This is a genomic window from Paraburkholderia phymatum, assembly GCF_038900715.1.
GTDB lineage: Bacteria > Pseudomonadota > Gammaproteobacteria > Burkholderiales > Burkholderiaceae > Paraburkholderia > Paraburkholderia phymatum_A.
In genome coordinates this window covers 72,983-99,621 of the sequence record NZ_JAYMRZ010000008.1, presented here as the reverse complement: position 1 = coordinate 99,621, position 26,639 = coordinate 72,983, and the positions used below count along the sequence as shown (strand labels likewise).

Below are 26,639 nucleotides of genomic sequence, written 5' to 3'. Positions count from 1 at the left end.
ACCGGGGTGGGGCTATATGCGTTTTAATATAGAGATAGGGGGGCGTCAAGGGAGGGATACCCGCAAACCGTGCAGTGGCGCGGCTCTGCGGGAATTTTGGCGGCTCGACTGATGGAGTCGATTTCGGTATCGTCGATCGGCTGCGGCACCACGACACGCGCGTCCAGGCGGGCAATTCAATCGGGGAAACGCGTGAGGCCGCGTGCTGGCGGCATCACGCGTAATACGGAACAACATGAGCGACACATCTTCAGTCAGCCCGACGGGCGGCAGCGCACACGCAAACGGCGCAAACCGTAGCGACGGCGCCACACCGCGCCTCGCGCTCGCGGGCATCAGCAAGCAGTATCCCGCCGTGCGCGCCAACGACGACGTCACCCTGATCGTCGCGCCCGGCGAAATCCACGCGGTGCTCGGCGAAAACGGTGCGGGCAAGAGCACGCTGATGAAGATCATCTACGGCGCGGTGCGACCGGATGCAGGCGAAATCCGCTGGGAAGGACAGCCCGTCGAGATCGCGAGTCCCGCCGCCGCGCGCAAGCTCGGCATCGGCATGGTGTTTCAGCACTTCTCGCTGTTCGAGACGCTGACGGTCGGCGAGAACATTGCGCTCGCGCTCGACGAGCCGTTCGATCTGAAAGCGCTCGGCAAACGCATCCGCGAAGTGTCGGCGGACTACGGGCTCGACATCGATCCGCAGCGTCACGTGCACAGCCTCACGGTCGGCGAGCGGCAACGGGTCGAGATCGTGCGCTGCCTGCTGCAGAACCCGCGTCTGCTGATCATGGACGAGCCTACTTCCGTGCTCACGCCGCAAGCCGTGCGCAAGCTCTTCGAGACGCTGCGCCGTCTCGCGTCGGAGGGCTGCAGCATTCTCTACATCAGCCACAAGCTCGACGAAATCCAGGAACTCTGCGACACGGCGACCGTGATGCGCGGCGGCAAGGTGACGGGCCACGTGAAGCCGCGCGAAGAAACGCACGCGTCGCTGGCGCAGCTGATGGTCGGCCATTCGCTGCCCGATTACGAGCGCCGCGCGCACGTGCCGGGCGACGTGCTGCTCGACGTGAAGCATCTGTCGTCGTCGAGCGACGATCCGTTCGGCACGTCGCTCGACGATGTGTCCTTCAGCGTGCATGCGGGCGAGATTTTCGGCATCGCGGGCGTGTCGGGCAACGGGCAGGCCGAGTTGCTCGCAGCGCTGTCGGGCGAGCACAACGGCAACAAGGGCCATCGCGCGGATGCCGTGACGATTTGCGGCAAGCCGGCGGGCAAGCTGGGCGCCGCGGCGCGCCGCAAGCTGGGCTTCGCGTTCGTGCCCGAAGAGCGTCTGGGACGCGGCGCGGTCCCCGCGATGTCGCTTGCGGAGAACGCGCTGTTGACCGCGCATCGGCAGCAGATGGTCCGCTCGGGCTGGATCGACGCGGGCGCGATGCGGGCGTTCGCGAAGCGCTGCATCGAAGCCTTCGACGTGCGCTGCGGCGGCGACGGCGCGCTCGCGCAGAGCCTGTCTGGCGGCAATCTGCAGAAGTTCATCGTCGGGCGCGAGATTCTGCAGGCGCCGAAGGTGCTCGTCGTCGCGCAGCCGACATGGGGCGTCGACGTCGGCGCGGCCGCGTTCATCCGGCAGCAGCTGCTGGATCTGTCGGCGCGCGGCGTTGCGATTCTGGTGATCTCCGAGGAACTCGAAGAACTGTTCGACATTTGCGATCGCCTGGCCGTGCTGGCACGCGGGCGGCTGTCGCCGTCGCGAAAGACAGGCGACACGAACGCGGAGGAAATCGGCCGCTGGATGGCGGGTCTCTTCGGCGATCGCGAAGGTGCGCCGCCTTCGGCCGGCCAGCCGGCGCATGCATGACAGTGCATGCAATCGACCGACGCATGACGGCGCACACGATCGGCACATGCTATCGACACACGCACGGCTCGAAGCACCTCACGCAAGCCGGCATTAAACCGCAGACACCCCATCGACCAGACACACAATGATGCTTCCGTACCGACTCGAAGCCCGCACGACGCCCTCGCGAACGATGCAGATCGCCGTGCCGCTGATCGCCGCGCTCCTGACGCTCGTGATCGGCTTTCTGATTTTCAGCCTTGTCGGCCGCGATCCCGTGCAGGCGATGGTCGCGTTTTTCATCGAGCCGCTTTCGAGCGTCAACGGCTGGTCGGAACTGCTGCTGAAGGCGTCGCCGCTGTGCCTGATCGGCCTGGGTCTCGCGATCGGCTATCGCGCGAACGTGTGGAACATCGGCGCGGAAGGGCAGATGGTGCTGGGCGGCATCGCGGCGAGCGGTGTCGCGATCTACTTCGATCAGGCGACGGGCTGGTGGATCCTGCCGACGATGATGATCGCGGGCATGCTCGGCGGCATGGCGTGGGCGGCGATTCCCGCGCTGCTCAAGAGCCGCTTCAACACGAACGAAATCCTCACGAGCCTGATGCTGACCTATGTCGCGACGCAACTGCTGATCTATCTGGTGAGCGGCCCGTGGCGCGACCCGCAGGGCATGAACTTCCCGCTCTCCGAAATGTTCACGGGCGATGCGCTGTACCCGACGCTCTACGGCGACTGGCACTGGAAATTCATGCGCGGCACGCGGCTGAATGCATCGATCTTCGTGACGATCGTCGCGATCCCGCTCGTGTGGCTCTTCATGCGCAAGAGTTTTGCCGGCTTCCGGATGAACGTCGGCGGTCTTGCGCCGCTCGCCGCGCGCTACGCGGGCTTCTCGGACAAGAAGACGATCTGGACGTCGCTGCTCATCAGCGGCGCGCTGGCGGGTCTCGCGGGCATGGGCGAGATCGCGGGCCCCATCGGCCAGTTGCAGGCGACATGGTCGCCAGGCTATGGCTTCACCGCGATCATCGTCGTGTTCGTCGGACGGCTGCATCCCGTCGGCATCGTGCTCGCGAGTCTGCTGATGGCGCTGCTGTACCTCGGCGGCGAGGCCGTGCAGACGTCGATGCAACTGCCGCAGGCGTTGTCCGGCGTGTTCCAGGGGTTGCTGCTGTTCTGCCTGCTGGGCGCCGATCTGTTCGTCAACTATCGCGTGCGCCGTCGCGGCATCGCGGCATCGTAACAACGCTGGAAACCGGATCAACATGGACATTCAACAAGCTAGCTCGCTGACGTCGAGCGCGGTCGTCGCGGCGATTCCGCTGATGTTCGCGGGCATCGGCGAACTCGTGACCGAGAAGTCGGGCGTGCTCAACCTCGGCGTCGAAGGGATGATGCTGATGGGCGCCGTGACGGGCTACGCGGTGACGTCGATCACGGGTAACCCATGGCTCGGCGTGCTCGCGGCGATCGGCGCGGGCATCGCGATGTCGCTGCTGTTCGCGTTCCTCGTGCTGTCGATGCTCGCGAACCAGGTCGCGACGGGCCTCTCGCTGACGATCTTCGGCATTGGCCTTTCGGCGTATGTCGGCAAGCCGTATACGTCGGCGGCCGTGCGCGAGTCGATCGGCACCTGGGTCATTCCCGGCTTCTCGAAGATTCCCGTGCTCGGCCCGGCACTGTTCAGCCTCACGCCGCTCGACTATCTCGCGTTCGCGATGTTCGCCGTCGTCGGCTGGTTCCTGTACCGCACGCGCGCCGGGCTCGTGCTGCGCTCGGTCGGCGAGTCGCCGCAGGTTGCGCACTCGGTCGGTTTTCCCGTGATCGGCGTGCGATACGGCGCGACGCTTTTTGGCGGCGCAATGGCGGGGCTCGCTGGCGGCTACTACTCGATCGTCAATCTGCACTTGTGGCAGGAGCAGTTGACTTCAGGTCGTGGCTGGATCGCGCTTGCACTCGTCGTATTCGCGACGTGGCGTCCGGGACGGTTGTTGATCGGTGCACTATTGTTCGGTGCAGTGACGGGCCTGCAGTTTTATGCACAGGCGATCGGCGTTCCAGTGCCGACGCAGTTTCTTGCGATGCTGCCTTACCTTGCGACCGTCGTCGTACTCGTGCTGATTTCGCGCAATCCGAACACGATCCGCCTGAATGCGCCCGCGTCTCTCGGCAAACCGTTCTTCGCGGCAGGCTAGCATCTGAACGAATCCATACGCGGGGCTCATGCGTCCCGGTTCATCAATCAAAACCCAACGACAGGAGAACAACATGAAAAAAAGAACCATGCTGAGCGCACTTGCGCTGGCGGCTGCGTCGCTGGCTGCCGGCGACGCGCTGACGCAGACGGCGCAAGCCGCCGACGTACCGGGCGTCGCATTCGTGTACCTCGGCAATCCGGGCGACGCGGGCTGGACGTTTGCGCACGACCAGGGCTCGAAGGAAGCGGAAGCGAAGTTCGGCAACAAGATCAAGATCACGCGCATCGAAAACGTGCCGGAATCCGCTGACTCGGAACGCGTATTCCGCGATCTGGCGAACAAGGGCAACAAGATCATCTTCGGTTCGAGCTTCGGCTACCAGGATTTCGAGTTGAAGGTGGCGAAGGACTTCCCGGACACCGTTTTCCTGCATGCAACTGGCTACAAGAAGGCAGCGAACTTCGGCACGTATGACGTGCGCATGTATCAGGGTGCATATCTCGCAGGCGTCGCTGCGGGCTATGTGACGAAGACGAATACACTCGGCTTCGTCGCGTCGGTGCCGATTCCGGAAGTGGTGCGCAACATCAATGCATACACGCTCGGCGCACGCTCGGTGAATCCGAAGGTGCACACGAAGGTCATCTGGATCAACAGCTGGTTCGATCCGGGCAAGGAAAAGCAGGCGGCTGAAACGCTGATCGGCCAGGGCGCCGACGTGCTGCTGCAGAACACCGACTCCAGCGCGACGCTCGCGACGGCTTCCGAAAAGCATGTGCATGCATTCGGCTGGGATTCGGACATGAAGAAGTTCGGTCCCGATGCGCATCTCGGCTCGGTGGTCGCGCACTGGGGCGTGTACTACTCGGCCGCCATCCAGCAGGTGCTGGACGGCAAGTGGAAGAACGACCCGGTGTGGTGGGGCATTCCGCAGAAGGCCGTCAATCTCGAAGACCTGAATACGTCGGCGATCCCGGCTAATGCGCAGAAGGAGGTCGAAGCGAAGCGCACGCAATTGGCAGGCGGCAAGTGGGACGTCTTCACGGGTCCCATCAAGGATCAGACGGGCGTGGTGAAGGTGCCGGCCGGCAAGACGCTGACCGATCCGGAACTGCAGCGCCTGAACTGGTACGTCGAGGGCGTGGACGGCTCGTTGCCGAAGTGATGTGCCCAGCTGACGTGCCGATATGACACGACGATGTGAAGCGCGCGCTGCATGCGGGATTTGCCGCGGCGCGTGAATCGACATGCACTCGGTTTACCCGGCGCGTGCGAACTCGAAAAACTGCATAGGGCTGCCGGCCCTATGCAGTTTTTTTCATGAGGTACGAGAATCGGGCGACCGCGCTTTCACGGCCGCATGCATGCCGGCCGATGCCGGCATCAATCCTCGATGCGCAAACCGACCTTGAGCGTTACCTGCCAGTGCGAGACCTTGTCGTCTTCGATCTGGCCGCGCGTTTCGACGACTTCGAACCAGTGCAGATTGCGCAGTGTCTTGCTGGCTTTTTCGATCGCGCAACGGATGGCGTCGTCACTGGACTTCGTCGACGAACCGGTTAGCTCGATCTGCTTGTACACGTGGTCGCTCATGATTCACCTCCTGATGGTCGAAAAAGTATAGGCAATGCCTGTCGTGTGAACGAACCAGAATTCATGCCGCACGTCGCGTGCCCGGCATGATGCATTGCGATGCCACCGGTATCATTAATGGCTTATGTGCCGCACAACGGTGGCTGTAATCCGGTGCGTTTGTTTGATGCATCGAACACGGGAGAAAGAAGTGGAGATCGGTTTTTGCGGACCGGGGCTGATGGGTGCGCCGATGATCCGGCATCTGCTGAGTGCAGGACATGCAGTGCAGGTATGGAACCGTACGCGCGCCAAGGCGGACGCGCTGGTGACAGACGGCGCGACTGTCGCGTCGACGCCGGCGGAACTGGCCAGCCGGGCTGAAGCCATTTTCCTGTGCGTGCTGGATGCGGCGGCCGTCGAGGAAGTCGTGTTCGGCACGAACGGGGTTGTGCAGGGTGTCAGCGAGTCGAACGGCGCAAGTCCTGTCCGCTGGATCGTCGATCACGGCAGCATTCCGCCTTCGGCGACACGCGTGTTCGCGAGGCGGGCCGCCGAAGCGGGTATCGGCTGGATCGACGCGCCCGTGTCAGGCGGGGTTGCAGGCGCAATCGCGGGCACGCTCGCCGTGATGGCGGGCGGAGACGCCGCCGATGTCGAGGCGGTGACGCCCGTCATCGGGGCCTACGCGGCGCGCGTCACGCATATGGGCGCGGCGGGCGCGGGACAGACGACCAAGCTGTGCAATCAGGCGATCGTCACGTCGACGGTGGCCGCGATCGCCGATCGACGCAGCGCGCCTGACGCAAGCGCTCGCAGGCGGCTGGGCCGACTCGGTGCTGCTGCAGACTTTCGTGCCGCGCATGACGCAAGCGGGCGGGCCGCCCATCGGCGCATTGAGTACGTTCCAGAAGGACGTCGACACGATTGCAGCCGCTGCATACGAAACCGGCACTCCAATGCCGCTTTCAGGCACAGTGCAGCAGCTATTGCGGCTGGGTGCAGCCATGGGGCTGGCGGATGCCGATCTATCCGGTTTCATCGACGTGTTGCACACGCCGCGTAAAAAAGCGTAGTGGGGTATCGCGGCGGCCCGGGGCGCGGCGCGCGAGATGCGATAACCTGCTAAAATATTTGGTTTTTCGCCGATCTACATTCAAAGGGACGCGCCGTGCTGTCTACTGCCAACATCACCATGCAATTCGGGCCGAAACCCCTGTTCGAGAACATCTCGGTCAAATTCGGCGAAGGCAACCGCTACGGCCTGATCGGTGCGAACGGTTGCGGCAAGTCGACGTTCATGAAAATTCTGGGCGGCGACCTGGAGTCGAGTTCCGGAAACGTGATGCTCGAGCCGAACGTTCGCCTCGGCAAGCTGCGTCAGGACCAGTTCGCGTACGAAGACGTGCGCGTGCTCGACGTCGTGATGATGGGGCACGCGGAAATGTGGGCGGCGATGACAGAGCGCGATGCGATCTACGCGAATCCCGAAGCCACCGACGACGACTACATGCACGCGGCGGAACTGGAAGCAAAGTTTGCCGAGTACGACGGCTACACGGCGGAAGCGCGCGCAGGTGAACTGCTGCTCGGCATTGGCATCGCAATCGACCTGCACAATGGTCCGATGAGCAATGTCGCGCCGGGCTGGAAACTGCGCGTGCTGCTCGCGCAGGCGCTTTTCTCGAAGCCCGACGTGCTGCTGCTCGACGAGCCGACCAACAACCTGGACATCAACTCGATCCGCTGGCTCGAGGACGTGCTGAACGAGTACGACTCGACGATGATCATCATCTCGCACGACCGTCACTTCCTTAACCAGGTCTGCACGCACATGGCGGACATGGACTACGGCACGCTGAAGGTCTATCCGGGCAACTACGACGACTACATGCTCGCGAGCACGCAGGCGCGCGAGCGCCAGCAGGCCGCGAATGCAAAGGCGAAGGAGCGCGTCGCCGACCTGCAGGACTTCGTGCGCCGCTTCTCGGCCAACAAGTCGAAGGCGCGTCAGGCAACCAGCCGTCTGAAGATGATCGACAAGATCAAGATCGAGGAATTCAAGCCGTCGTCGCGTCAGAACCCGTTCATCCGCTTCGAGTACGAGAAGAAACTGCACAATATTGCAGTGGTCGCGGAAGACGTCACGAAGAAGTACGACCGCACGATTTTCCAGAACTTCAACTTCAGCGTGCAGCCGGGTGAGCGCATTGCGATCATCGGTGAAAACGGCGCGGGCAAGACGACGCTGCTGCGTTCGCTGTATGGCAATCTCACGGTCGACCACGGCACGATCAAATGGGCCGAAAACGCGAACGTCGGGTACATGCCGCAAGACACGTACGAAGAATTTCCGGACGACGTCACGCTGATGGACTGGATCGACCATTACCGCAAGGAAGGTGACGACGAGCAGATGGTGCGCGGCACGCTCGGCCGTCTGCTCTTTAATGCAGACGACATCAAGAAGTCGGTGAAGGTGCTGTCGGGTGGCGAGAAGGGCCGCATGATCTGGGGCAAGCTGATGCTGGGCCGCCACAACGTGCTGCTGATGGACGAGCCGACCAACCACATGGACATGGAATCGATCGAATCGCTGCAAATCGCGCTGGAAAAATACGACGGCACGCTGATTTTCGTTTCGCACGACCGTGAATTCGTGAGCGGGCTGGCCGACCGCATCATCGAAGTGAAGACGGATGGCACGCTGAACGATTTCGGCGGCAACTACGAAGACTTCCTGGCGACCCAAGGCGTGCAGTAAGCAAGCGTTAGTGCATAGCCCCCGCGAAACCCGCTTCAGACGAAGCGGGTTTTTTTATTTCGCGCGGAAACGCTATGGTGTTGCCGGGGCCGATTGGTCTTGCGTGTGTCTGAATGTGTCCTATGTCGGCGAGTAAAATAAACGCACTATCCGTGCGACAGGACAGAAGACATGAAGACCTTCGAGCACTTCTACATCGGCGGCAAATGGATCAAGCCGTGTGGCACCGGTACGATCGACGTGATCGACTCGGGCACCGAGGAGATCATGGGCCGCATCCCCGAAGGCATCGAGGCGGATGCCGAAGAGGCGATCAACGCGGCGCGTGCCGCATTCGACAGTTGGGCGGCGACGCCACCGAAGGAGCGCGCGACGTACCTGCAAAAGATTGCCGACAACCTGAAAGCGCGCACCGATGAGCTCGCCGGCTATATTTGCGGCGAGGTGGGCATGCCGATCAAGCTTGCGCGTGCGATTCAGGTGGGTGGTCCTGTATATAACTGGAATGCCTACGCGAAACTCGCAGGTGAATTTCAGTTCGAAGAGCAGGTCGGCAACTCGCTCGTCGTGCGAGAACCGGTCGGTGTGGTGGCCGCGATTACGCCGTGGAACTATCCGCTGAACCAGATCACGCTGAAGGTTGCAGCGGCGCTTGCCGCGGGCTGCACTATCGTGCTCAAGCCGTCGGAAGTCGCGCCGCTCAATGCGTTCGTGCTGGCCGAAGCGATTCATGATGCGGGACTCCCGGCGGGTATATTCAACCTCGTCTGTGGGTATGGACCGGTGGTCGGCGAAGTGCTCGCCAGTCATCCGTCCGTCGACATGGTGTCGTTCACGGGTTCCACGCGCGCGGGCAAGCGCGTATCGGAACTGGCGGCGGCATCGGTGAAGCGGGTTGCGCTGGAACTGGGCGGCAAGTCGGCGTCGGTGATTCTCGACGATGCCGATTTTGCAGCGGCGATCAAGGGTACGGTGAACGCGTGCTTCCTGAACTCGGGGCAAACCTGTTCCGCGCATACACGCATGATTGTGCCGGAATCGCGCTATGACGAAGTGCGGGAACTTGTGAAGAAGGCGGCCGAAGGCTTCGTCGCGGGCGACCCGCGCGCCGAGACGACGCGTCTTGGTCCGCTCGCTTCGGCTGCGCAGCAGGCGCGCGTGCAGCAGTATATTGCGCGCGGCATCGATGAAGGCGCGGATCTCGTGACGGGTGGCGTAGGCATGCCCGACGGTGTCGGCAAAGGCTTCTTCGTCAAGCCGACGGTGTTCGGCCGTGTGCATCCGAAAGCGACGATCGCGCAGGAGGAAATCTTCGGGCCCGTCCTGACGATCCTCACGTACAAGGACGAAGACGAAGCCGTGCGCATCGCCAATGATTCGCTATACGGTCTCGGTGGTGCCGTGTGGGCAGGCAGCGACGAGCGCGCGATGGGCGTGGCGCGCCGCATCCGCACGGGGCAGGTGGACATCAACGGCGGCGCATGGAACATGGCCGCTCCATTCGGCGGCTTCAAGCAGTCCGGGCACGGCCGCGAGAACGGCACGTACGGACTCGAAGAGTATCTCGAGTACAAGTCGATGCAGTTAAAGGTCACCAAGCCTGCGTAGACCTGCACCCATCTGCATGAGCGCGATGCACCGCGATGTGTCTCGTTACCGCGTGCACTGCAGATGACGAAGCGCAACTAAAGTGCGTGTCCCCGACGGGCACGCACTTTTGTTTGACTTCACTCAACATACCTCATTCGCCAGTTGCGACCATCGAGGCTTTGCGTCGAATCCCATCGACGACGGAGGCCTCTCATGTTTCCCTCTCATCCGTTTGCACCGCTTGTGATTCGCGGGCGGTCGCTGTTGCCCGTCGTGCAGGGCGGCATGGGCGTCGGCGTATCTGCGCACCGCCTTGCGGGCAGCGTTGCGCGCGAAGGCGCGCTCGGCACGATAGCGAGTATCGACCTGCGCCACCATCATCCCGATCTGCTAGAACGCTGTCGCGCGACGCCTGATCGCGCGACGCTGGAAGAGGCGAATCGCACCGCGCTTGCGCGCGAAATCGAAGCCGCGCGCACGCTGAGCGAAGGGCGCGGAATGATCGCCGTCAACGTGATGAAGGCGGTCAACGCGCACGCGGACTACGTACGGATAGCCTGCGAACAGGGCGCCGATGCAATCGTCATGGGCGCCGGCCTGCCGCTCGATCTGCCGGATATGACGCAGGGGCACGATATTGCATTGATCCCGATCCTGTCCGATAGCCGCGGCGTCGGTGTCGTGTTGAAGAAGTGGATCAAGAAAGGCCGTTTGCCCGATGCGATCGTGATCGAGCATCCCGCTCACGCGGGCGGGCATCTCGGCGTGACGAATCTCGACGACATGCACGATGCGCGCTTCGAGTTCACGCGGGTGCTGCAGGAGATCGACGAACTGTTCACTTCGTTGCAGATCAGCCGAACTCAAGTGCCTGTGATCGTTGCAGGCGGCATCAACAGTCACGCGGCTGTGCGCACCTGTCTGGAAGCCGGCGCAAACGGCGTGCAGATCGGCACGCCATTCGCCGTCACCGAGGAGGGCGATGCCCATCCGAATTTCAAGCGCGTGCTCGCCGATGCGAAGCCCGATGACATCGTGGAATTCGTCAGCGTAACGGGCCTTCCGGCGCGCGCCGTGAAGACGCCGTGGCTCGATCGCTATCTGCGCAACGAGACGCGCATTCGCACGAAGATCGGTGCACTCAAGCGTGCGTGCCCGACTGCACTCGAGTGTCTGAGTGCATGTGGTTTGCGCGACGGCATCGAAAAGTTCGGCCACTTCTGCATCGATACGCGGCTGGCTGCTGCACTGCGCGGCGATGTTGCGAACGGCCTGTTCTTCCGTGGACGTGAAGCACTGCCGTTCGGCAATGCAATTCGCAGCGTGCGCGATCTTCTCGAACTACTGCTAACGGGGGTGACGCGACCAGCTGTCGCAGGGCGGTTAGCATTTTCCCTGGGTTGACGGCGGTCAATGAGCGCACCCTGGCGAGCTTCGACAATCGATCGCGCGTCACCACATCGGTCACGCAAACACAAAAAAATCAGGGTAGCTTATGACCGGAAACACTCGATTGATCGCGGCCGCTCTCTGCGCAGCAGGGATCGCGCTGACGACTCCACACGCCTTCGCAACGAACAGCGATTCGACTTCAGGCATTCATGCGGGCGACACACTCGTGCGTCTGCGCGCCATCTCGATCGTGCCGCAGGTCCGCACCAGCGATATGCTGTCGACGCTCAACGTCGACGTCAACAACGCGACCGTGCCTGAACTCGATTTCACGTACATGATCCGCGACAACATCGGCGTGGAACTGATTCTCGCCACGTCGCGGCATCAACTGACGTCGAGCCTCGGCGGACTGGGCGGCGTCAACGTGCTGCCGCCGACGTTGCTGCTGCAATATCACTTCAACCATCAGGGGCAGGTTCGGCCGTACGTCGGCGTGGGCGTGAACTATACGTACTTCTACAATAACGGACTGCATGCGGCCGGTCAGGACATCTCGATCAAGCGCAGCAGTTTCGGCCCGGCGCTGCAGATGGGCGTCGACGTGCAAGTGACGAAATCGATATTCGCCAACTTCGATGTCAAGAAGGTCTGGATGAAAACGGATGCATCGCTCAACGGCACGTCGCTCGGCACGCTGCATATCGACCCATTGATCGTCGGCTTGGGTGTCGGCATGAAGTTCTAAGCGCAACTCGCGCAGACGTCGATGCAACAAAAAACGCCGGCTCTCATACGTGAGCCGGCGTTTTGTTTTGTCGCCTTCGCCGGGTCCTCGTGCAAGAAACTGCATCGAGGCCCATGCGAATCACAGCTTGTCGTACTTGAATCGCATTGCTGTGCCTTCGCGTTCGATGCGTTCCCACACGACGCGCTTTTCCTCATCGGTGAGAAACACCCAGTTCGACACTTCCGTCGCCGTACGGCCACAGCCCTTGCAGACCTCGTCGAAAAGCGTCGAGCAGACGCCGATGCAGGGACTATCGGGGAGGTCGTGCAGATTCGAAGACATCGAGTACCTTGGATCGGAAATGCGGGCGGTCCGCTATGGTAAACCAAAAGCGCAATCGGCTTCCGGAGCCGCTTCGGTGCTGGATGCGGCTGCACTCGAGTGCTTTCGCGCACGGTGCTCACCGAGTGCATCGCCGAACATCGCGCCACTAGCCGGCGCACCCGCAAGCACTCCCGTTCATCCCGTCGCCGTCTCCCAGATCAGCGCGCCGTTCAGCGCGATGATCCCTGCCGCGCAAGCCCACGCGAGCGCGAGCGGCACGCCGCGCACGCGCCAGCCGTGCATCAGCCGCGCGTCCGACGCAAAGCGGATCAACGGCACCACCGCGAGCGGCAATTGCAGGCTCAGCACGACCTGGCTCGCCACCAGCAGTTGCGCCGAGCCGTGCGGCCCGAACAGGGCAACGGCCACGAGCGCCGGTCCGATCGCCAGTGAGCGCGTCAGCAGCGCGCGCTGCCAGCGCGGCAGGCGAATCCGCAGGAAGCCTTCCATCACCGCCTGGCCTGCAAGCGTGCCCGTCACGGTCGCGCTGAGTCCGCATGCGAGCAACGCGGCCGCGAACAGGACGGCCGCCCAGCGCGAGCCGACGATCGGCGCAATGAGCCGGTTCGCGTCGGCGAGATCGGTGACGTAGTAGTGGCCGCTCGCATGGAACACGGCCGCCGAGACGATCAGCAGCGCCGCATTGATCACGAAAGCCAGTGAAAGCGAGCTGAAGGTGCCGAAGTTGACGCCGCGCAGCGCGCGGGCGATGTGGGTGTTGCTGCCGGAGCGCGCATGCGCCTTGACGAGCGCCGAGTGCAGATAGAGGTTGTGCGGCATCACGGTCGCGCCGAGGATGCCCGCCGCGAGCCACACCATCCCCGCGTCGCGCAACAGCGTGGGGCTGGGCGCCGCGCCTGACAGCGCCGCGCGCCAGTCGGGGCGGGCGAGCGCCAGTTCGACCACGAAGCACATCCCGACGAACACGATCAGCGCGACCACGGCCGTTTCCAGCGTGCGCCGGCCGTGCCGCTGCAGCGCGAGCATCGCGAAGGTGCCGACGGCCGACATCAGCACGCCTACTGTCAGCGACACGCCCAACAGCAGCTCCAACGCGACCGCGCTGCCGACCACTTCGGCGACGTCGCACGCAATGATTGCGATCTCGCTCGTGATCCACAGAAAGAGTGTCGTGCGGCGGCCGGTGCGTTCGCGGCAGAGCTGCGCAAGGTCGCGCCCCGTCACGACGCCGAGCCGCGAAGAGACCCACTGCAGCAGCATGGCCATCAGACTCGACATGACCACGACGCTGAGCAGCCGGTAGCCGTAGGCTGCACCACCCGCGAGCGCCGTCGCCCAGTTGCCGGGGTCCATGTAGCCGACCGCGACGAGCGCGCCCGCGCCGACGAAGCCCAGCCAGTTTTCCGGGCGCGGCTGTCCCGGGTCGCCGCGGCGTCGGCGGCGGGAGGGATCGAGTGCGAACGGGTTCGTGTTCATCGCAGTGTGACGGGCTGACGGGCGTAAACCTTTCAATGCAGCAAGCTGCCTGCCACGCATTCGCGGTACGCCGCGTACCTGCCACTATCTGGGCTGATTTGACAGTCTATAGTGATGTTGAAAGACGCGTATCGGGGATCTGAGATCGTTGACGGCAGGGCGCGAGCGCCGTCGGCGGCGACGCGATGCGCGATGTTTCTGCCGCATCGGGAAGGAGGTTTTTTTCGGGTGGACAGGACGCGATAACCCGATAAAATTGCGGCCAATTTTGCCGCCGCTTGGCGGCCGTCCCGGTGCGCTTCACGCAAGGGAGGCGGGGCGCAGCGGCGATCGACGGTGACTGGCAGGTCATCGCCAGGTCATCGGCCGTAATCGGGTGATGCCCGGATCGATGCGCATGAGCGCACAGGAAACCTGAACGAAGGCCGCGCGCTGTACCCTTTGCGCGACATCCGGCGGTTTTTTTTGAATCGGGCATCGTTTGATGGTAGCTTTCGGGTTTTTCAAGGGTAGCCGCCCGTGGCATGGAGCGGCTTGAGGCGGGGTAAGCGACCGGTTTTCGCGCCGGTCAGAACGGAGAACGGAATGAAAAAACTGGTGGTGAGCCAACTGGCTGCGCTGGTGTTGTGCGCTACGCCTTTCATGTCGGCGACGGCAAAAGATACGCAACTGAATGTGTACAACTGGTCGGACTACATCGCCAAAGACACGATTCCGAACTTCACGAAACAGACGGGCGTCCAGGTCAAGTACGACAACTACGACAGCGACGACACGCTGCAGGCCAAGCTGCTGACGGGCAACTCCGGCTATGACATCGTCGTGCCGACCAGCAACTATGCGGGCAAGCAGATCGCAGCGGGCATCTTTGCGCCGCTCGACAAGTCGAAGATCCCGAACCTCAAGTACCTCGACCCGTCGCTGATGTCGCTTGTCGCAGGCGCCGATCCGGGCAACAAGTACGCGGTGCCCTGGGCGTACGGCACGACGGGCCTCGGCTACAACGTGACGAAGGCGCAGCAGATTCTCGGCAAGGGCGTCGCGCTCGACAGCTGGGACATCCTCTTCAAGCCGGAAAACATTTCGAAGCTCAAGGCATGCGGCGTGTCGGTGCTCGACGCGCCCGACCAGATGTTCGCGGCCGCGCTGCACTACATCGGCAAGGACCCGATGAGCACGAACCCGGAAGACTATCGCGCCGCGCTCGCGATGCTGAAGAAGATCCGTCCGTACATCACGCAGTTCAACTCGTCGGGCTACATCAACGACATGGTCGGCGGCGACGTCTGCTTCGCGTACGGCTGGTCGGGCGACGTCGTGATCGCGAAGCACCGCGCGCTCGAAGCGAAGAAGCCGTACAAGATCGACTACTACATTCCGAAGGGCGGGGCGCCCGTGTGGTTCGACGTGATGGCGATTCCGAAGGACGCGAAGAACAAGGAAGCCGCGCTCGAGTGGATCAACTACATCGAGACGCCGCAGGTCCACGCGGCCATCACGAACGCCGTCTACTATCCGAGCGCGAATCTCGAAGCGCGCAAGTACGTGGACAAGGATGTCGCGAACGATCCCGCCGTGTATCCGCCGGCGGACGTCGTCAAGACGCTGTTCCTGCTGAAGCCGCTGCCGCCTGAAATCCAGCGTCTGCAGACGCGGCTGTGGACCGAGTTCAAGTCCGGCCGCTAAGTCAGTCCGCACCGGACGGCTGTGCAGGAATGCATCATCATGAAGCCCTCGGCATCCAGCCGGGGGCTTTGTTCGTCAAATGCAGGGAGAGAAGCAGCAGATCATGAGTGACCAGTCGAATGCACTGGCAGGGGCCGGCGTGTCGTCCTCGGGCAATTCCGCCGCTGCACAGGAGGCAGCGGATAACTTCGTGCAGATCGTCGACGTCGTGAAGAAATTCGGCGAGACGGTTGCCGTCAAGGGTGTGAACCTGTCGGTGAAGAAGGGCGAGCTGTTCGCGCTGCTCGGCAGTTCCGGTTGCGGCAAGTCGACGCTCTTGCGCATGCTCGCGGGCCTCGAGACGGTCACGTCGGGCCGGATTCTGATCGACGGCGAAGACCTCGCGCAGATGCCGCCGTACCGGCGGCCCGTCAACATGATGTTCCAGTCGTATGCGCTCTTTCCGCACATGACGGTCGAAGCGAATGTCGCGTTCGGTCTCAAGCAGGAGGGCGTGCCGAAAGCCGAATTGAAGGAGCGCGTGCAGACTGCGCTCGATCTCGTGCAGATGGGCCGTTTTGCGAAGCGCAAGCCGCATCAGCTGTCGGGCGGCCAGCAGCAGCGCGTCGCGCTCGCGCGCTCGCTGGTCAAGCGTCCGAAGCTGCTGCTGCTCGACGAGCCGATGTCCGCGCTCGACAAGCAGATCCGCCAGCGCACGCAGATCGAGCTCGTCAACATTCTCGACAAGGTCGGCGTCACCTGCATGATGGTCACGCACGATCAGGAAGAAGCGATGACGATGGCGAGCCGCCTCGCGGTGATGAGCGAAGGCGAGATCGTCCAGCTCGGCACGCCGGGCGAAGTCTACGAGTATCCGAACAGCCGCTTCTCGGCGGAGTTCATCGGCTCGACGAATCTGTTCGACGGCAACGTCATCGAGGACGAGCCGGATCACGTGTATATCGAAACGCCCGATCTGCCCGTGCGCTTGTACGTGAGCCACGGCATCACGGGGCCGCTCGGGATGCCCGTGACGATCTCGGTGCGGCCCGAGCGCATCGCGCTCACGCGCAAGCCGCCCGAAGGCGCGTTCAACTGGGGCAAGGGCGTCGTGACGAACATCGCGTACATGGGCGGCTACTCGCTGTACCACGTGAAGCTCGACGCGGGCAAGACGGTGATCGCGAACGTGTCGAGCCTCGCGCTGTCGGAAATCGAAACGCCGACGTGGGGCGACGAAGTCTATGTGCGCTGGAGCGCGTCGGCGGGCGTGGTGCTGACGTCATGAAGAGCGCGCTGCAATCCCTCATGATATGGCCGGTGCGGCGCTTCAATCTGACGGGGCGCACGGCCGTCGTCGCGGGCCCGTTCGCGTGGCTGCTGCTGTTCTTTCTCGTGCCGTTCCTGCTGGTCGTGAAGATCAGCTTCGCGGACCTGCAACTGGGCATTCCGCCATACACGGAACTGACGACCTTCAAGGACGGCATCGTTCACGTCGCCCTCGACCTGTCGCACTACGCGTTTCTGCTGACCGACAGCCTGTACTTCGCGACCTATGTGAACTCGGTGGTCGTCGCAGCGATCTCGACGCTGCTGTGCCTGCTGCTCGGCTATCCGATGGCGTACTACATCGCGCGCTCGAACCCCGCCTCGCGCAACGTCCTGATGATGGCGGTGATGCTGCCCTTCTGGACGTCGTTTCTGATCCGCGTGTACGCGTGGATCGGCATCCTGAAGAACAATGGTCTGCTGAACAACTTCCTGATGTCGATCGGGCTGATCCACACGCCCATCGAGCTATATCACACGAACACGGCCGTCTATATCGGCATGGTGTATTCGTATCTGCCCTTTCTCGTGATGCCGCTGTACGCGCACCTCGTGAAGATGGACCTGACACTGCTCGAAGCCGCCTACGATCTCGGCGCGAAGCCGTGGAAGGCGTTCTGGCAGATCACGCTGCCGCTGTCGAAGAACGGCATCATCGCGGGCTGCCTGCTGGTGTTCATCCCGGCCGTGGGCGAGTACGTGATTCCTGAACTGCTCGGCGGCGCGAACACGCTGATGATCGGCCGCGTGATGTGGAATGAGTTCTTCGACAACGCGGACTGGCCGATGGCATCCGCGGTCACATGCGCAATGGTGCTGCTGCTGCTCGTGCCGATGGCACTCTTCCAGTACTCGCAGGCGAAGGAACTGGAGGAGAAGCGATGAAGCCAAACCGCATTCTGCAATTTATTGCACTCGCCATCGGCTTCGCGTTTCTGTATGTGCCGATCATCAGCCTCGTCGTGTATTCGTTCAACGAGTCGCAGCTCGTCACCGTATGGACGCGCTTCTCGACGCGCTGGTATGCCGCGCTGCTGCAGGACGACGAACTGATCAACGCCGCGTGGCTGTCGCTGCGCGTCGCGCTGCTGACGGCGTTCGCGTCGGTGTTCATCGGCACGTGGGCGGGCTTCGTGCTCGCGCGGATGGGGCGTTTTCGCGGGTTCACGCTGTACACGGGGATGATCAACGCGCCGCTCGTGATCCCCGAGGTGATCCAGGGCATTTCGCTGCTGCTGCTCTTCATCGAAATGGGGAAGTGGCTGGGCTGGCCGGCGGGACGCGGCATCTTCACGATCTGGATCGGCCACGTGATGCTGTGTATTTCCTACGTCGCGATTATCGTGCAGTCGCGCGTGCGCGATCTGCATCCGTCGCTCGAGGAAGCTGCACTGGACCTGGGTGCAACGCCGCTGCGTGTATTTTTCTTCATCACGTTGCCGCTGATTTCGCAGGCGTTGGTGGCGGGGTGGCTACTGTCGTTCACGCTCTCGATCGACGATCTGGTGCTGTCCGCGTTCCTCTCGGGCCCAGGATCGACGACGCTGCCGCTGGTGGTGTTCTCGCGCGTGCGACTCGGCCTGAATCCGGAGATGAATGCACTGGCGACGCTGTTCATTGCAGTCGTCACCGTCGGCGTAGTGGTGGCGAACCACTTCATGCAGCGCGCCGAGAAGCGGCGGCTGGCGATGGCGGTCTAGTAACGCAAGCGCCAGGCGAGCAGGTGTTCGATCCGGCGCGTGAGGCGTAACACGCAAGAATGAACGGCTGGTGCTTCCGATGTGCACCGGCCGTTCTTTTTTGCCTCCGCTTGCTTTTGCGGATCGGCCACCATCGACGGTCGCCGACCGTTATGCGGACAACCCTTTTTCAGACCCGATATCCGATTCTGAGTCCGCCCCAATGCCTGCCGTTCACGACGATGGGTGCTGACGCGTCCTTCATCAGCGCGTATTCGCCGCCACCCATGTCCCGCCGGTAAGTCTGCAGCAGGAAGCGTTTCGTGTTCGCTCCAGCAGCGAGGCCGGTGCGGTCGTTGAACAGCCGGCGATTCCGGCAGTTTGCTGCATTCCAGACGGGGTCGTCGCGCTGCGGCTGCGAGAACTTGAGATTGTGGGTCGGCAAGTAGCCACGCACGTCGACGGCCGCGCAGAAGGCGACACGTGCATCGAGGGCGAGCATCGGCTCCTGGATCAAAGGCAGCACGCGATCGGTGAACCCGGTGAAGCGCGTGATGAATTGCTGCGGGTTCGTGTTCGGTACGGGCACGTAGCGGTCGTCGAACAGATCGTTGATCGAGAGTTCGCCGCGCGCCACGGCAGCCTCGAACAGCTTGCCGACTTTCACGGCAGCCTGCTCGACGGCGTCGATGAACAGCGTATCGGCCGTCTCGACGCCCGTGGCCGCCGTCAATTCGATCAGGCTTTCGGATACGCCCAACAGATGGCCGAGCCTGTCCTTCGCCTGCACGAAGTTTTCGCCCGAATGCTCGACGTCAGATGCAATTTCCGTCACCTGCGATTCGAATGCATTGCATTGATCTTCGATTTCACCGGACAGCAATGCAATCTGGTTCGCCTCTGCATTCAATTGCATGACTGCGTGACCCGTCGAGTGCACGACGTCGCCGATCATCCGCGTGCCTTCGCGTACGCGCTGCGCTCGTGCGGTGTTTTCGGCGCCCTCGGCAATCAGCCTCTCGGTCTGCCCAGTGAGTTCCGCAAGCGTCGTCTCGATCTGGCCCGTGGCCTGTGCCGTCTTCGCCGACAGCATCTTCACCTCGGCCGCGACGACCGCGAAGCTCTTGCCGAATTCGCCTGCGCGCGCTGCTTCGATGGCGGCATTCAGCGCTAGCAGATGGGTCTGCCGGGCGATCAGCGAGATTTCCTCCGACACGCGGCTCACGTGCGAAAGGGCCGCGCGCAGCGCGCTGATCTGGCTTTCGATCACGGTCACGCCCTCGACGAGCCCATGAATATCGGACAGCGACGCTTCGAGGGTTTGCTGCGACCGCCCGACTTCGTCGGCGGCCTGGGCGGTGACGGTGTGCATTTCGCGCGCCGCGGCGGCGATCCGGTGATTGCCGGCGAGCGTCGCGGCAGCGGACTGGCGAAGCGTCTGACATACGTCGGCCTGTCGCTTCACGCGCGCCGCGACCTCTTCGATATGGCCGGACACATCGCAGATTTCGATGCCGAGCTTGCCCGCCTGCGCGGCGATGTTGCCGACGACCGATGAAGCGCTGCCTTTGCGGCGCGTGCGCCGAGCGAAGAAACCCGTCATCGCGAAAGCTCCCGGACGGCGCGGCGATTGCGTTCGCATCGTCGTCCCAATGTCCATTGAATGTGTACGTCAGTGCATGTGTCGTGTACGTGTACTACATGCGGTACATGTGTCGGTGATCGGACGATCAACGACTCTACGAATGAACCGCGGCACATGAATTGCACGTCCGACACGCTTTCATTTTTTCTACGGCGCATTACGGGGATGCTTGATAGGGACTATCCCGCAGTCGATTCGGGTAGGATCGAGTGCTGCGCGAGTCGTAGTTCGCGTCTGTCGAATCAACCAACCAATGACCGATGATTGAATCCCTCGCGCGCGTGTCGGGCTGGGACCAGCTGGTGTATCTGTGGGAGTTGATCGTGCTGCTCTGCAAGTTCCTGTGGAATCTGTTGCGTCTGCTGGGTGGCGGCTGAAGTGGAATTCAGTGCATTGTCATCGAATAGAAGATGAACCACGGTAACGTATGAACCCGATTGCATTGTCAGCCGCGACTTCATCTAACGAACTTCACCAGCGTCTCCAGGCACATGACACACGATTCCACTCAACGCTTCACTGACCGCGTGACCGACTACGTGAAGTACCGGCCCAGCTATCCGAGCGACGTCGTGACGTTCCTGCACGACACATGCGGGCTTGCAGCAGGCGCACGCGCCGCCGATATCGGCGCTGGCACGGGCATCTCGTCCCAGCTCTTTCTCGAGGAAGGGCATCCCGTCGTCGCAGTGGAACCGAATCAGGCGATGCGCACGGCCGCCGATGCATGGCTCTCGCACTACGCCGGCTACGCGAGCGTCGCGGGCACGGCCGAAGCGACGACATTGGCAACGGCGAGCGTCGATCTCGTGATCGCTGCGCAGGCGTTCCACTGGTTCGATCCCATTGCGGCGCGCGAGGAGTTCGCGCGCATCCTGACGCCACGCGGTCTGGTTGCCTTGCTGTGGAACAGCCGGCTGCTCGAAGGTACTGCGTTTCTGGCAGGTTATGAAGCGCTGCTGCGCCGTTTCAGCGACGACTATCAGTCCGTTTCCGAGCGCTATGCCGACGACGAATCGATGGCCGAATGGTTCGGCGACGCCTTGAGCCACAACGCTCGTTTTCCGAATGCACAGCGGCTCGACTTCGAAGGACTGAAAGGGCGTTTGATGTCGTCATCCTATGCACCGAAGGCTGGGCATCCCAATCACGAGCCGATGCTCGCAGCATTGCGCGAACTGTTCGACCGTACCGAGCAGGACAGCACGGTCGAATTCGTCTACGAGACGCGCGTCTATGCCGGATCTGCACAGAGACGACGGTAGACCTGCAACGAACTGCTGCTGGTCATGAACTCCTGGAAGAATATCCGCAAGAGGTGCAAAGCGCGTTGCGGTGCCATTCCACGTTTGCAGCGAAGAGGCGAAGCCGTGGTTCATCACGATGAGACTAGTGCCTTCGTCGATATAGTGCACATCGGCGGCCATGATCCGCACGAAGCGCGAGCCGCTTTGCGTGTAACGATGTTTGAGTTCATCGCGTGACACGCATCGTGACGACGAGCCGCGTGGCGAACGAGCGGGGCGCCAGAGGCGCATGCGCAGGCTGCGTCGTGTCGAACGTTGGGTTTCCCTGAATGTTGTACTGCGTCGGCTCAACCGCTTTCGATGCACACTCGCTAACGCGAAAAGATGTATTCCGCTGCACGCACACGTCGGGTGAGCCGGCGGAAGCTGAATGTGAAGCCAGGCCAGATCGCCGTGACCTTGCCGCTCTTCGTCTGGTAGTAGCTGTGGCAGCCGCTCGTCCATACCGATCGCTGCATGTTGCGTTGCAGACGTGCATTGAACGTGCGTTGCACGTCCGGGCGCAGATTCATCGTGCGTGCGCCGCGTCGCTGCAGTTCGCGCAAGCAGCCGGCAATGTATTGCATCTGTGACTCGATCATGTAGATCATCGAGTTGTGGCCGAGGGCCGTATTCGGTCCCGCCATCATGAAGAAATTCGGGAAGTCGGCGATGCTCGTGCCGAGGTACGCTTCGGGACCATCGCTCAGCCACAGTGCGCCGAGATCGGCACCGTGAATGCCAGTCACGACGAATGGCGCGCCCGCGTCGTTCACCTGGAATCCCGTGCCGCAAATGATCGCGTCGACGGCATGATGCGTACCGTCCGACATCACGATGCCGTCGTGCACGATCGCGCGGATCGGCGCGGTCACTACTTCGACGTTCGGCTTGCCGAGCGCCGGATAGTACTCGCTCGACAGCAGCACGCGCTTGCATCCCAGCCGATAGTTCGGCGTGAGCTTGACGCGCAGTGCAGGATCTTTCACGCGCCGCTCAAGGTAAGCACGCGCGAATTTCATTGCCGGTTCCGTGAGTTTCGGATTGACAAAGAACGCGATGCCGCGCGACTCCATCTGCCAGTAGATCGCGTTGCGCACGCAGCGCTGCGTAAAAGGAAGATGCCTGAAGAACCAGCGCGCGCGTTCGCTGACGGGCTTGTCGGGCTTCGGCAGAACCCACGGCGCGGTGCGCTGGAACAGCAGCAGTTTTTCGACGCGTGGCTGTATTTGCGGAACGAACTGGATCGCACTGGCGCCCGTGCCGACTACCGCGACGCGTTTGCCTTCAAGTGCATAGTCATGATCCCAGCGTGCCGAATGAAATATCTTGCCGCTGAATGTATCGAGCCCGTCGATACCCGGCATCGCGGGACGCGACAACGGGCCGCTCGCCGCGATCACGACATCCGCTTCGACTGCCTCATGCACGCCGTTGCGTTCGATATCGAGGCGCCACACGAGTTGCGTTTCGTCGAAGCGCGCTGCCGTCACGCGTGCGTTGAAGTGCATTGCACTATTGATCCCGTACTTGACCGCACAATGCTTCAGGTACGCGAGTATCTCGTGCTGCTGACTGAATGCGCGCGACCACGACGGGTTTGCTTCGAACGAGAATGAATACAGATGAGATGGCACATCGCACGCGGCGCCCGGATACGTGTTGTCGCGCCAGGTGCCGCCCAGATCGCCCGCCGCTTCGTAGATCGTGAACGACGTATAGCCCACGCGCTTCAGACGGATTGCCATGCCGATGCCCGCAAAGCCGCTTCCGACAATCGCGATACGTAAATCGGCACGACGGGGTGAGGGCATATGCGCAGTGCTCGAATGGGCCCGCGAAGTCAATAAAGCTCGCGACGGCGATTGAGAGGAAAGACGAATTGTCTACGTCCGTCTGTGACGGACAAAGCGCAGGGTAGACAACTGTACACGGCCCGTCAAGATCGTTGTAAAGTGCTGGGTCCGAGATCACGACGCCCGTCGGCCTCAACGCATTCGAACAAGAAGCTCATGCAATCGACAACGGAACCGGAACTTGCACCGGGCAAGCGCAAGCTGATCGAGGCCGCGTTGCGCCTGACGGCGGGCGGCCGCAGTTTCGCGACGCTCGGCTTGCGCGAACTCGCGCGTGAGGCGGACCTCAATCCCAACACGTTCTATCGGCACTTCGATACGCTTGACGATCTCGCGCGCGAAGCCGTCGAATGGGTCAGCCGTCGTCTGCGTCCGATGCTGCGGCGCGAACGATGGCTGGCGGCGCACGATGAACCGCACAGCGTGCCGCGCCGCGCATGTTCGGCGTTCTTTGCGTTCGCGCTCGAAAACCGCGAAGCGTTTCTGAGCGCGCTGGCCGAGTATCACGGCACGTCGGCTCTGCTGCGCGACGCGGTAAGGATGAACCTGCACGAGGTATCGGCGGAGATGGCCGAGGACGTCGTGCAATTGAACCTGATGCCCGCGCTGCCGCGCGAAACCGTCGACGAAATCTGCACGCAGATCGTGCTCCAACTTTTCCATCTGTCGCATGAATACATCGGCAACGCCGCGCAGCGCGACGCGCTGATCGACTATGCGGAGCGTTTCGTCGTCAGGCTGTTTGTCGGCGCGATCGCGCTCGCGCAGCACGACGCGCAGGGTTCGATGTGATTGCAATGAAAAAGGGCTCCAGGAGGAGCCCTTCGTGCTAGCCGCACATTCGCCGAACAGTTTGCACCGACAGTAGCCAAAAAGCCGTATCAGGTGTCGTTCCAGCCGCCCGAATCGTCGCTGCCCATGTCGACGCCGCCGTCGCCACCGCCATCGCTCCAGTCGTTGGAGCCCTGGCCGAAGTCGACGGAGCCGGCGTCGTTGCCGGCGCGCTTGCGTGCTTCATCGTCGACGATCACATCGCGCTCGATCACGCGGTCACGCCCGGAACTCAGCGCTTCGCCGAGCAGCACGCCCGTCAACAAACCACCCATGCCGCCGCCGAAACCGCCACCTTGCTGCACGACGACGGGCGGCTGCTGTTGCTGCGGATACGGGTAGGGCGCTTGCGGCGGATATCCCGGCGGATAGCCCTGTTGCTGTCCGCGCCCGAACGCCTCGTTCGCCTCGCGCGCATATGGGGACTCGCCCGCGCCCGTCGATGCCGCGGGCGCCGCATTCGGGTCGGGCCGGCCTTCGGCGCGCGCCTTCAGGCTCGCGACCTGCCGTTCCAGATCCTCCACCTGATACGGCGGCACGGGATTCTTGCTGTTCGACAGCGCTTCGACCAGTTGACGCAGTTGCGTCTCCATGCCTTCGACTTCGCGTTCGAGTGCTTCGTGTCCGGGCGCCGTCGACAGCTTCACGTCCAGCTTCAGCGAACGCACGTCGTTGAGCAGATCGGTGGCGCGCTTGAGTTGCACGCGGCGATCGTCGTTGGCGCGCGTATCTTCCTGCGAGCGCGCGCGGCGCAGCGTCCAGCGCAGAATCAGCGCGATCGCGCCGAGCAGCACGGCGATGCCGATCCACATGCCCATCGACGGGCCGTGGCGTTGCGGCGCCTGCTCGAGCGCGGACGGCGAGACGGGCGCGGCTTGCTGCTGCGCGAACGGATTGGCCGTGCGATGCGCGCCGTTGGCCGCGAGGCTGCCCGCCGTGCCGCCGCTGACTCGCGCGGCGTCGGCACGCAAGCGTGCTTCCGTCTGCGCGAAGCGGGCCGGATCGGTGAAGCGAACCTGCGGGTCGAGCGTCTTCGCCTGTTGAAGCTGCGCGAGCGCGTCGGCCGAGCGGCCTTCGCGATCCAGCACCTGCGCGTACAGATAGTGCGCGCGGGCGTTGTTCGGATGCGCCTTCAGCACTTCGTTCAACTGCGAATCGGCTTGCTGCCAGTTGCCTTGTTGAATCGACGTTTCGATCTGCGTTGCCGTCGGCAGCGCGAAAGCGGCGCCCGATACGAGCATCAGCGAAACACAGGCTGCTGCGAGGAATTTTTTCATGATGCGGGCCGGGCGGATTGACGCCCGTCTCCATGGCTATCGAGTTGCCGTGCCGCGCGCCCGCCGATGCGCTCGGACGGCGCGCGGCACATCGCCTGCAATGCCGTTACTGCGCAGGCGTGTCCAGCTGCTTCTTCAGCGCGGCAAGACGGTCTTCGACAGACGGACCGCGATTCAGATCCGCGAGCTTGTCGTCGAGCGCCTTGCCGCTTTTCTCGTCGGCGGAATTCAGGCGCGCGTCCGAGCGTGCATTCGACAACGACACCTTGTCTTCCAGCTTCTGGAAATCTTCAGCAAGATTCTTGCCGCCGATTCCGCCCAGCGCCGTCGCCGCCGTGTCCTTGGCCTGCGCGATCTGCTGCTTCGCCTGCAGGATGTTCGAGCGCGCGTTCAGGTCGTTGCGCCGCTCGCGCATGTCGTCGATCTGCTTCTTCAACTGCTCGACCGAGGGTTCGAGCGTCGCGAGTTCCTTCGCGAGCGCATCGCGCTCCGCTTCGGCCGTTGCCTGGGCGCCGAGCGCCTCGCGCGCGAGCGCTTCGTCGCCGGCTTGCAGCGCGCGCCTTGCGCCGTCTTCGTACTTCTTCGCCTTGTCGGCGGCCACGTCGCGCTTGCTCTGCTGCGTGGCGACCTGCGCCTGGATCTCGATCAGCGAGTTCTCCGCTTTCGCGATGCTATCGTCGAGTTCGCGCACGATCTGGCGCGCATCACGCGACGGGTCCTGCACGGAATCGGCGGCGTCGTTCAAGAGACCTTTGACCGTTCGCGTGATGCTGTCAAAAAGCGACATGAATACCTCCATTGGATGAAATCGACGCTGAATACCCGACGCGCTGCATGGGTGCGTAACGACGTCGACTGCACGTAGTTTACGCTGCCCTGCGCGAGGCTGCGGATCATGCTGCATGCCATCGCGGATCGCGTTCATGTGCATGCCCGCGATGACATCGGGGCGCGCGCACGGATTGCAATAGCGCCATGAAAATTTAACCTTGCTGAGGCGTGATGTCCGACGCTTCGAACACGCCCGCAGATCGACGCGAACGGGTATTCAACAGCTCGCGGATATTACACCACGCGTACCCTTAAAACGATCTTAAAGCGCGATTTCGTGCGCGTTTCGGCGGGTCCGTTCGCAATGTCGTGCGGCTCGTGTGTCGAGCG

21 protein-coding genes and 1 pseudogene are annotated in these 26,639 nt (G+C 62.7%); 15 read left to right on the top strand and 7 right to left on the bottom strand.

Features of this window, described 5'->3' with window-relative positions; genetic code table 11:
* Positions 1-235 precede the first annotated feature (235 nt).
* The 4 genes from VSR68_RS16705 to VSR68_RS16690 all read left to right on the top strand — a co-directional run bounded on the left by VSR68_RS16705 (position 236) and on the right by VSR68_RS16690 (position 5,206).
* On the top strand, positions 236-1,858 hold the full coding sequence (locus tag VSR68_RS16705) for an ABC transporter ATP-binding protein (RefSeq protein WP_342940914.1): 1,623 nt from the start codon (positions 236-238) through the stop codon (positions 1,856-1,858).
* 127 nt (positions 1,859-1,985) lie between these two features.
* On the top strand, positions 1,986-3,086 hold the full coding sequence (locus VSR68_RS16700; protein ID WP_342940913.1) for an ABC transporter permease: 1,101 nt from the start codon (positions 1,986-1,988) through the stop codon (positions 3,084-3,086).
* 22 nt (positions 3,087-3,108) lie between these two features.
* On the top strand, positions 3,109-4,038 hold the full coding sequence (locus VSR68_RS16695; RefSeq protein ID WP_342940912.1) for an ABC transporter permease: 930 nt from the start codon (positions 3,109-3,111) through the stop codon (positions 4,036-4,038).
* Between the two features lie 73 nt (positions 4,039-4,111).
* Complete coding sequence (locus tag VSR68_RS16690) at positions 4,112-5,206, top strand: BMP family ABC transporter substrate-binding protein (RefSeq protein ID WP_342940911.1); 1,095 nt, start codon at positions 4,112-4,114, stop codon at positions 5,204-5,206.
* 218 nt (positions 5,207-5,424) lie between these two features.
* Here the strand turns inward: VSR68_RS16690 and VSR68_RS16685 are convergent, their stop codons facing one another.
* Complete coding sequence (locus VSR68_RS16685) at positions 5,425-5,634, bottom strand: dodecin (protein WP_342940910.1); 210 nt, start codon at positions 5,632-5,634, stop codon at positions 5,425-5,427.
* Positions 5,635-5,854: 220 nt separating this feature from the next.
* On the opposite strand from VSR68_RS16685, the pseudogene VSR68_RS16680 reads away from it, so the two are divergent.
* From VSR68_RS16680 to VSR68_RS16660, 5 genes and pseudogenes are all read left to right on the top strand, one after another.
* A pseudogene (locus VSR68_RS16680) lies at positions 5,855-6,689 on the top strand (NAD(P)-dependent oxidoreductase).
* Between the two features lie 95 nt (positions 6,690-6,784).
* The gene (locus VSR68_RS16675; RefSeq protein WP_342940909.1) at positions 6,785-8,377 is read left to right on the top strand and encodes an ABC-F family ATPase; all 1,593 of its coding nucleotides are present in this window, start codon (positions 6,785-6,787) and stop codon (positions 8,375-8,377) included.
* A 171-nt stretch (positions 8,378-8,548) separates the two neighbouring features.
* Positions 8,549-9,985, top strand: a complete 1,437-nt coding sequence (locus tag VSR68_RS16670; RefSeq protein ID WP_342940908.1) for an aldehyde dehydrogenase family protein — start codon at positions 8,549-8,551, stop codon at positions 9,983-9,985.
* Between the two features lie 195 nt (positions 9,986-10,180).
* A complete protein-coding gene (locus VSR68_RS16665) occupies positions 10,181-11,371 on the top strand; it encodes a nitronate monooxygenase family protein (protein ID WP_342940907.1) in 1,191 nt (396 codons plus the stop codon).
* A gap of 91 nt (positions 11,372-11,462) precedes the next feature.
* Positions 11,463-12,107, top strand: a complete 645-nt coding sequence (locus tag VSR68_RS16660; RefSeq protein WP_342940906.1) for an OmpW/AlkL family protein — start codon at positions 11,463-11,465, stop codon at positions 12,105-12,107.
* 120 nt (positions 12,108-12,227) lie between these two features.
* Here the strand turns inward: VSR68_RS16660 and VSR68_RS16655 are convergent, their stop codons facing one another.
* Entirely contained in the window at positions 12,228-12,431 is a 204-nt protein-coding gene (locus tag VSR68_RS16655; RefSeq protein WP_342940905.1) for a DUF1289 domain-containing protein, read from the bottom strand.
* 177 nt (positions 12,432-12,608) lie between these two features.
* Positions 12,609-13,910, bottom strand: coding sequence for an Nramp family divalent metal transporter (locus VSR68_RS16650; protein WP_342940904.1), 1,302 nt, complete (start codon positions 13,908-13,910; stop codon positions 12,609-12,611).
* A 585-nt stretch (positions 13,911-14,495) separates the two neighbouring features.
* On the opposite strand from VSR68_RS16650, the gene VSR68_RS16645 reads away from it, so the two are divergent.
* The 4 genes from VSR68_RS16645 to VSR68_RS16630 all read left to right on the top strand — a co-directional run bounded on the left by VSR68_RS16645 (position 14,496) and on the right by VSR68_RS16630 (position 18,604).
* Positions 14,496-15,596 carry a polyamine ABC transporter substrate-binding protein gene (locus tag VSR68_RS16645; protein WP_342940903.1) on the top strand — a complete coding sequence of 367 codons (1,101 nt, stop codon included), beginning with the start codon at positions 14,496-14,498 and terminating at the stop codon, positions 15,594-15,596.
* Between the two features lie 103 nt (positions 15,597-15,699).
* Positions 15,700-16,863 (top strand): ABC transporter ATP-binding protein, encoded by a 1,164-nt coding sequence (locus tag VSR68_RS16640; RefSeq protein WP_342940902.1) that lies wholly within the window; start codon positions 15,700-15,702, stop codon positions 16,861-16,863.
* A complete protein-coding gene (locus VSR68_RS16635) occupies positions 16,860-17,789 on the top strand; it encodes an ABC transporter permease subunit (RefSeq protein WP_342940901.1) in 930 nt (309 codons plus the stop codon). The genes VSR68_RS16640 and VSR68_RS16635 overlap by 4 nt, the downstream gene beginning before the upstream one ends.
* Positions 17,786-18,604 carry an ABC transporter permease subunit gene (locus VSR68_RS16630; RefSeq protein ID WP_087735317.1) on the top strand — a complete coding sequence of 273 codons (819 nt, stop codon included), beginning with the start codon at positions 17,786-17,788 and terminating at the stop codon, positions 18,602-18,604. Before VSR68_RS16635 ends, VSR68_RS16630 begins: the two co-directional genes overlap by 4 nt.
* Before the next feature lie 169 nt (positions 18,605-18,773).
* Here VSR68_RS16630 and VSR68_RS16625 read toward each other — a convergent pair whose 3' ends face one another.
* Positions 18,774-20,186: a methyl-accepting chemotaxis protein gene (locus tag VSR68_RS16625; protein ID WP_342940900.1), complete on the bottom strand. Its 1,413-nt coding sequence runs from the start codon at positions 20,184-20,186 to the stop codon at positions 18,774-18,776.
* A gap of 533 nt (positions 20,187-20,719) precedes the next feature.
* Here VSR68_RS16625 and VSR68_RS16620 point away from each other — a divergent pair.
* Complete coding sequence (locus tag VSR68_RS16620; protein WP_342940899.1) at positions 20,720-21,493, top strand: class I SAM-dependent methyltransferase; 774 nt, start codon at positions 20,720-20,722, stop codon at positions 21,491-21,493.
* A 353-nt stretch (positions 21,494-21,846) separates the two neighbouring features.
* Here VSR68_RS16620 and VSR68_RS16615 read toward each other — a convergent pair whose 3' ends face one another.
* Positions 21,847-23,328, bottom strand: coding sequence for an NAD(P)/FAD-dependent oxidoreductase (locus tag VSR68_RS16615; protein ID WP_342940898.1), 1,482 nt, complete (start codon positions 23,326-23,328; stop codon positions 21,847-21,849).
* A 198-nt stretch (positions 23,329-23,526) separates the two neighbouring features.
* On the opposite strand from VSR68_RS16615, the gene VSR68_RS16610 reads away from it, so the two are divergent.
* Positions 23,527-24,162 carry a TetR family transcriptional regulator gene (locus tag VSR68_RS16610; RefSeq protein WP_342940897.1) on the top strand — a complete coding sequence of 212 codons (636 nt, stop codon included), beginning with the start codon at positions 23,527-23,529 and terminating at the stop codon, positions 24,160-24,162.
* A gap of 89 nt (positions 24,163-24,251) precedes the next feature.
* On the opposite strand, the gene VSR68_RS16605 is transcribed toward VSR68_RS16610, so the two are convergent.
* Positions 24,252-25,478: a tetratricopeptide repeat protein gene (locus VSR68_RS16605; RefSeq protein ID WP_342940896.1), complete on the bottom strand. Its 1,227-nt coding sequence runs from the start codon at positions 25,476-25,478 to the stop codon at positions 24,252-24,254.
* Between the two features lie 106 nt (positions 25,479-25,584).
* The gene (locus VSR68_RS16600) at positions 25,585-26,265 is read right to left on the bottom strand and encodes a PspA/IM30 family protein (RefSeq protein ID WP_087735516.1); all 681 of its coding nucleotides are present in this window, start codon (positions 26,263-26,265) and stop codon (positions 25,585-25,587) included.
* Positions 26,266-26,639: the final 374 nt, after the last annotated feature.

Coding starts and splice junctions, on each gene's coding strand:
- VSR68_RS16600 (WP_087735516.1), bottom strand. CDS start 26,265: ATGTCGCTTTTTGACAGCATCACGCGAACGGTCAAAGGTCTCTTGAAC.
- VSR68_RS16640 (WP_342940902.1), top strand. CDS start 15,700: ATGAGTGACCAGTCGAATGCACTGGCAGGGGCCGGCGTGTCGTCCTCG.
- VSR68_RS16705 (WP_342940914.1), top strand. CDS start 236: ATGAGCGACACATCTTCAGTCAGCCCGACGGGCGGCAGCGCACACGCA.
- VSR68_RS16605 (WP_342940896.1), bottom strand. CDS start 25,478: ATGAAAAAATTCCTCGCAGCAGCCTGTGTTTCGCTGATGCTCGTATCG.
- VSR68_RS16670 (WP_342940908.1), top strand. CDS start 8,549: ATGAAGACCTTCGAGCACTTCTACATCGGCGGCAAATGGATCAAGCCG.
- VSR68_RS16630 (WP_087735317.1), top strand. CDS start 17,786: ATGAAGCCAAACCGCATTCTGCAATTTATTGCACTCGCCATCGGCTTC.
- VSR68_RS16610 (WP_342940897.1), top strand. CDS start 23,527: ATGCAATCGACAACGGAACCGGAACTTGCACCGGGCAAGCGCAAGCTG.
- VSR68_RS16615 (WP_342940898.1), bottom strand. CDS start 23,328: ATGCCCTCACCCCGTCGTGCCGATTTACGTATCGCGATTGTCGGAAGC.
- VSR68_RS16695 (WP_342940912.1), top strand. CDS start 3,109: ATGGACATTCAACAAGCTAGCTCGCTGACGTCGAGCGCGGTCGTCGCG.
- VSR68_RS16635 (WP_342940901.1), top strand. CDS start 16,860: ATGAAGAGCGCGCTGCAATCCCTCATGATATGGCCGGTGCGGCGCTTC.
- VSR68_RS16645 (WP_342940903.1), top strand. CDS start 14,496: ATGAAAAAACTGGTGGTGAGCCAACTGGCTGCGCTGGTGTTGTGCGCT.
- VSR68_RS16700 (WP_342940913.1), top strand. CDS start 1,986: ATGATGCTTCCGTACCGACTCGAAGCCCGCACGACGCCCTCGCGAACG.
- VSR68_RS16690 (WP_342940911.1), top strand. CDS start 4,112: ATGAAAAAAAGAACCATGCTGAGCGCACTTGCGCTGGCGGCTGCGTCG.
- VSR68_RS16660 (WP_342940906.1), top strand. CDS start 11,463: ATGACCGGAAACACTCGATTGATCGCGGCCGCTCTCTGCGCAGCAGGG.
- VSR68_RS16665 (WP_342940907.1), top strand. CDS start 10,181: ATGTTTCCCTCTCATCCGTTTGCACCGCTTGTGATTCGCGGGCGGTCG.
- VSR68_RS16655 (WP_342940905.1), bottom strand. CDS start 12,431: ATGTCTTCGAATCTGCACGACCTCCCCGATAGTCCCTGCATCGGCGTC.
- VSR68_RS16685 (WP_342940910.1), bottom strand. CDS start 5,634: ATGAGCGACCACGTGTACAAGCAGATCGAGCTAACCGGTTCGTCGACG.
- VSR68_RS16620 (WP_342940899.1), top strand. CDS start 20,720: ATGACACACGATTCCACTCAACGCTTCACTGACCGCGTGACCGACTAC.
- VSR68_RS16625 (WP_342940900.1), bottom strand. CDS start 20,186: ATGACGGGTTTCTTCGCTCGGCGCACGCGCCGCAAAGGCAGCGCTTCA.
- VSR68_RS16650 (WP_342940904.1), bottom strand. CDS start 13,910: ATGAACACGAACCCGTTCGCACTCGATCCCTCCCGCCGCCGACGCCGC.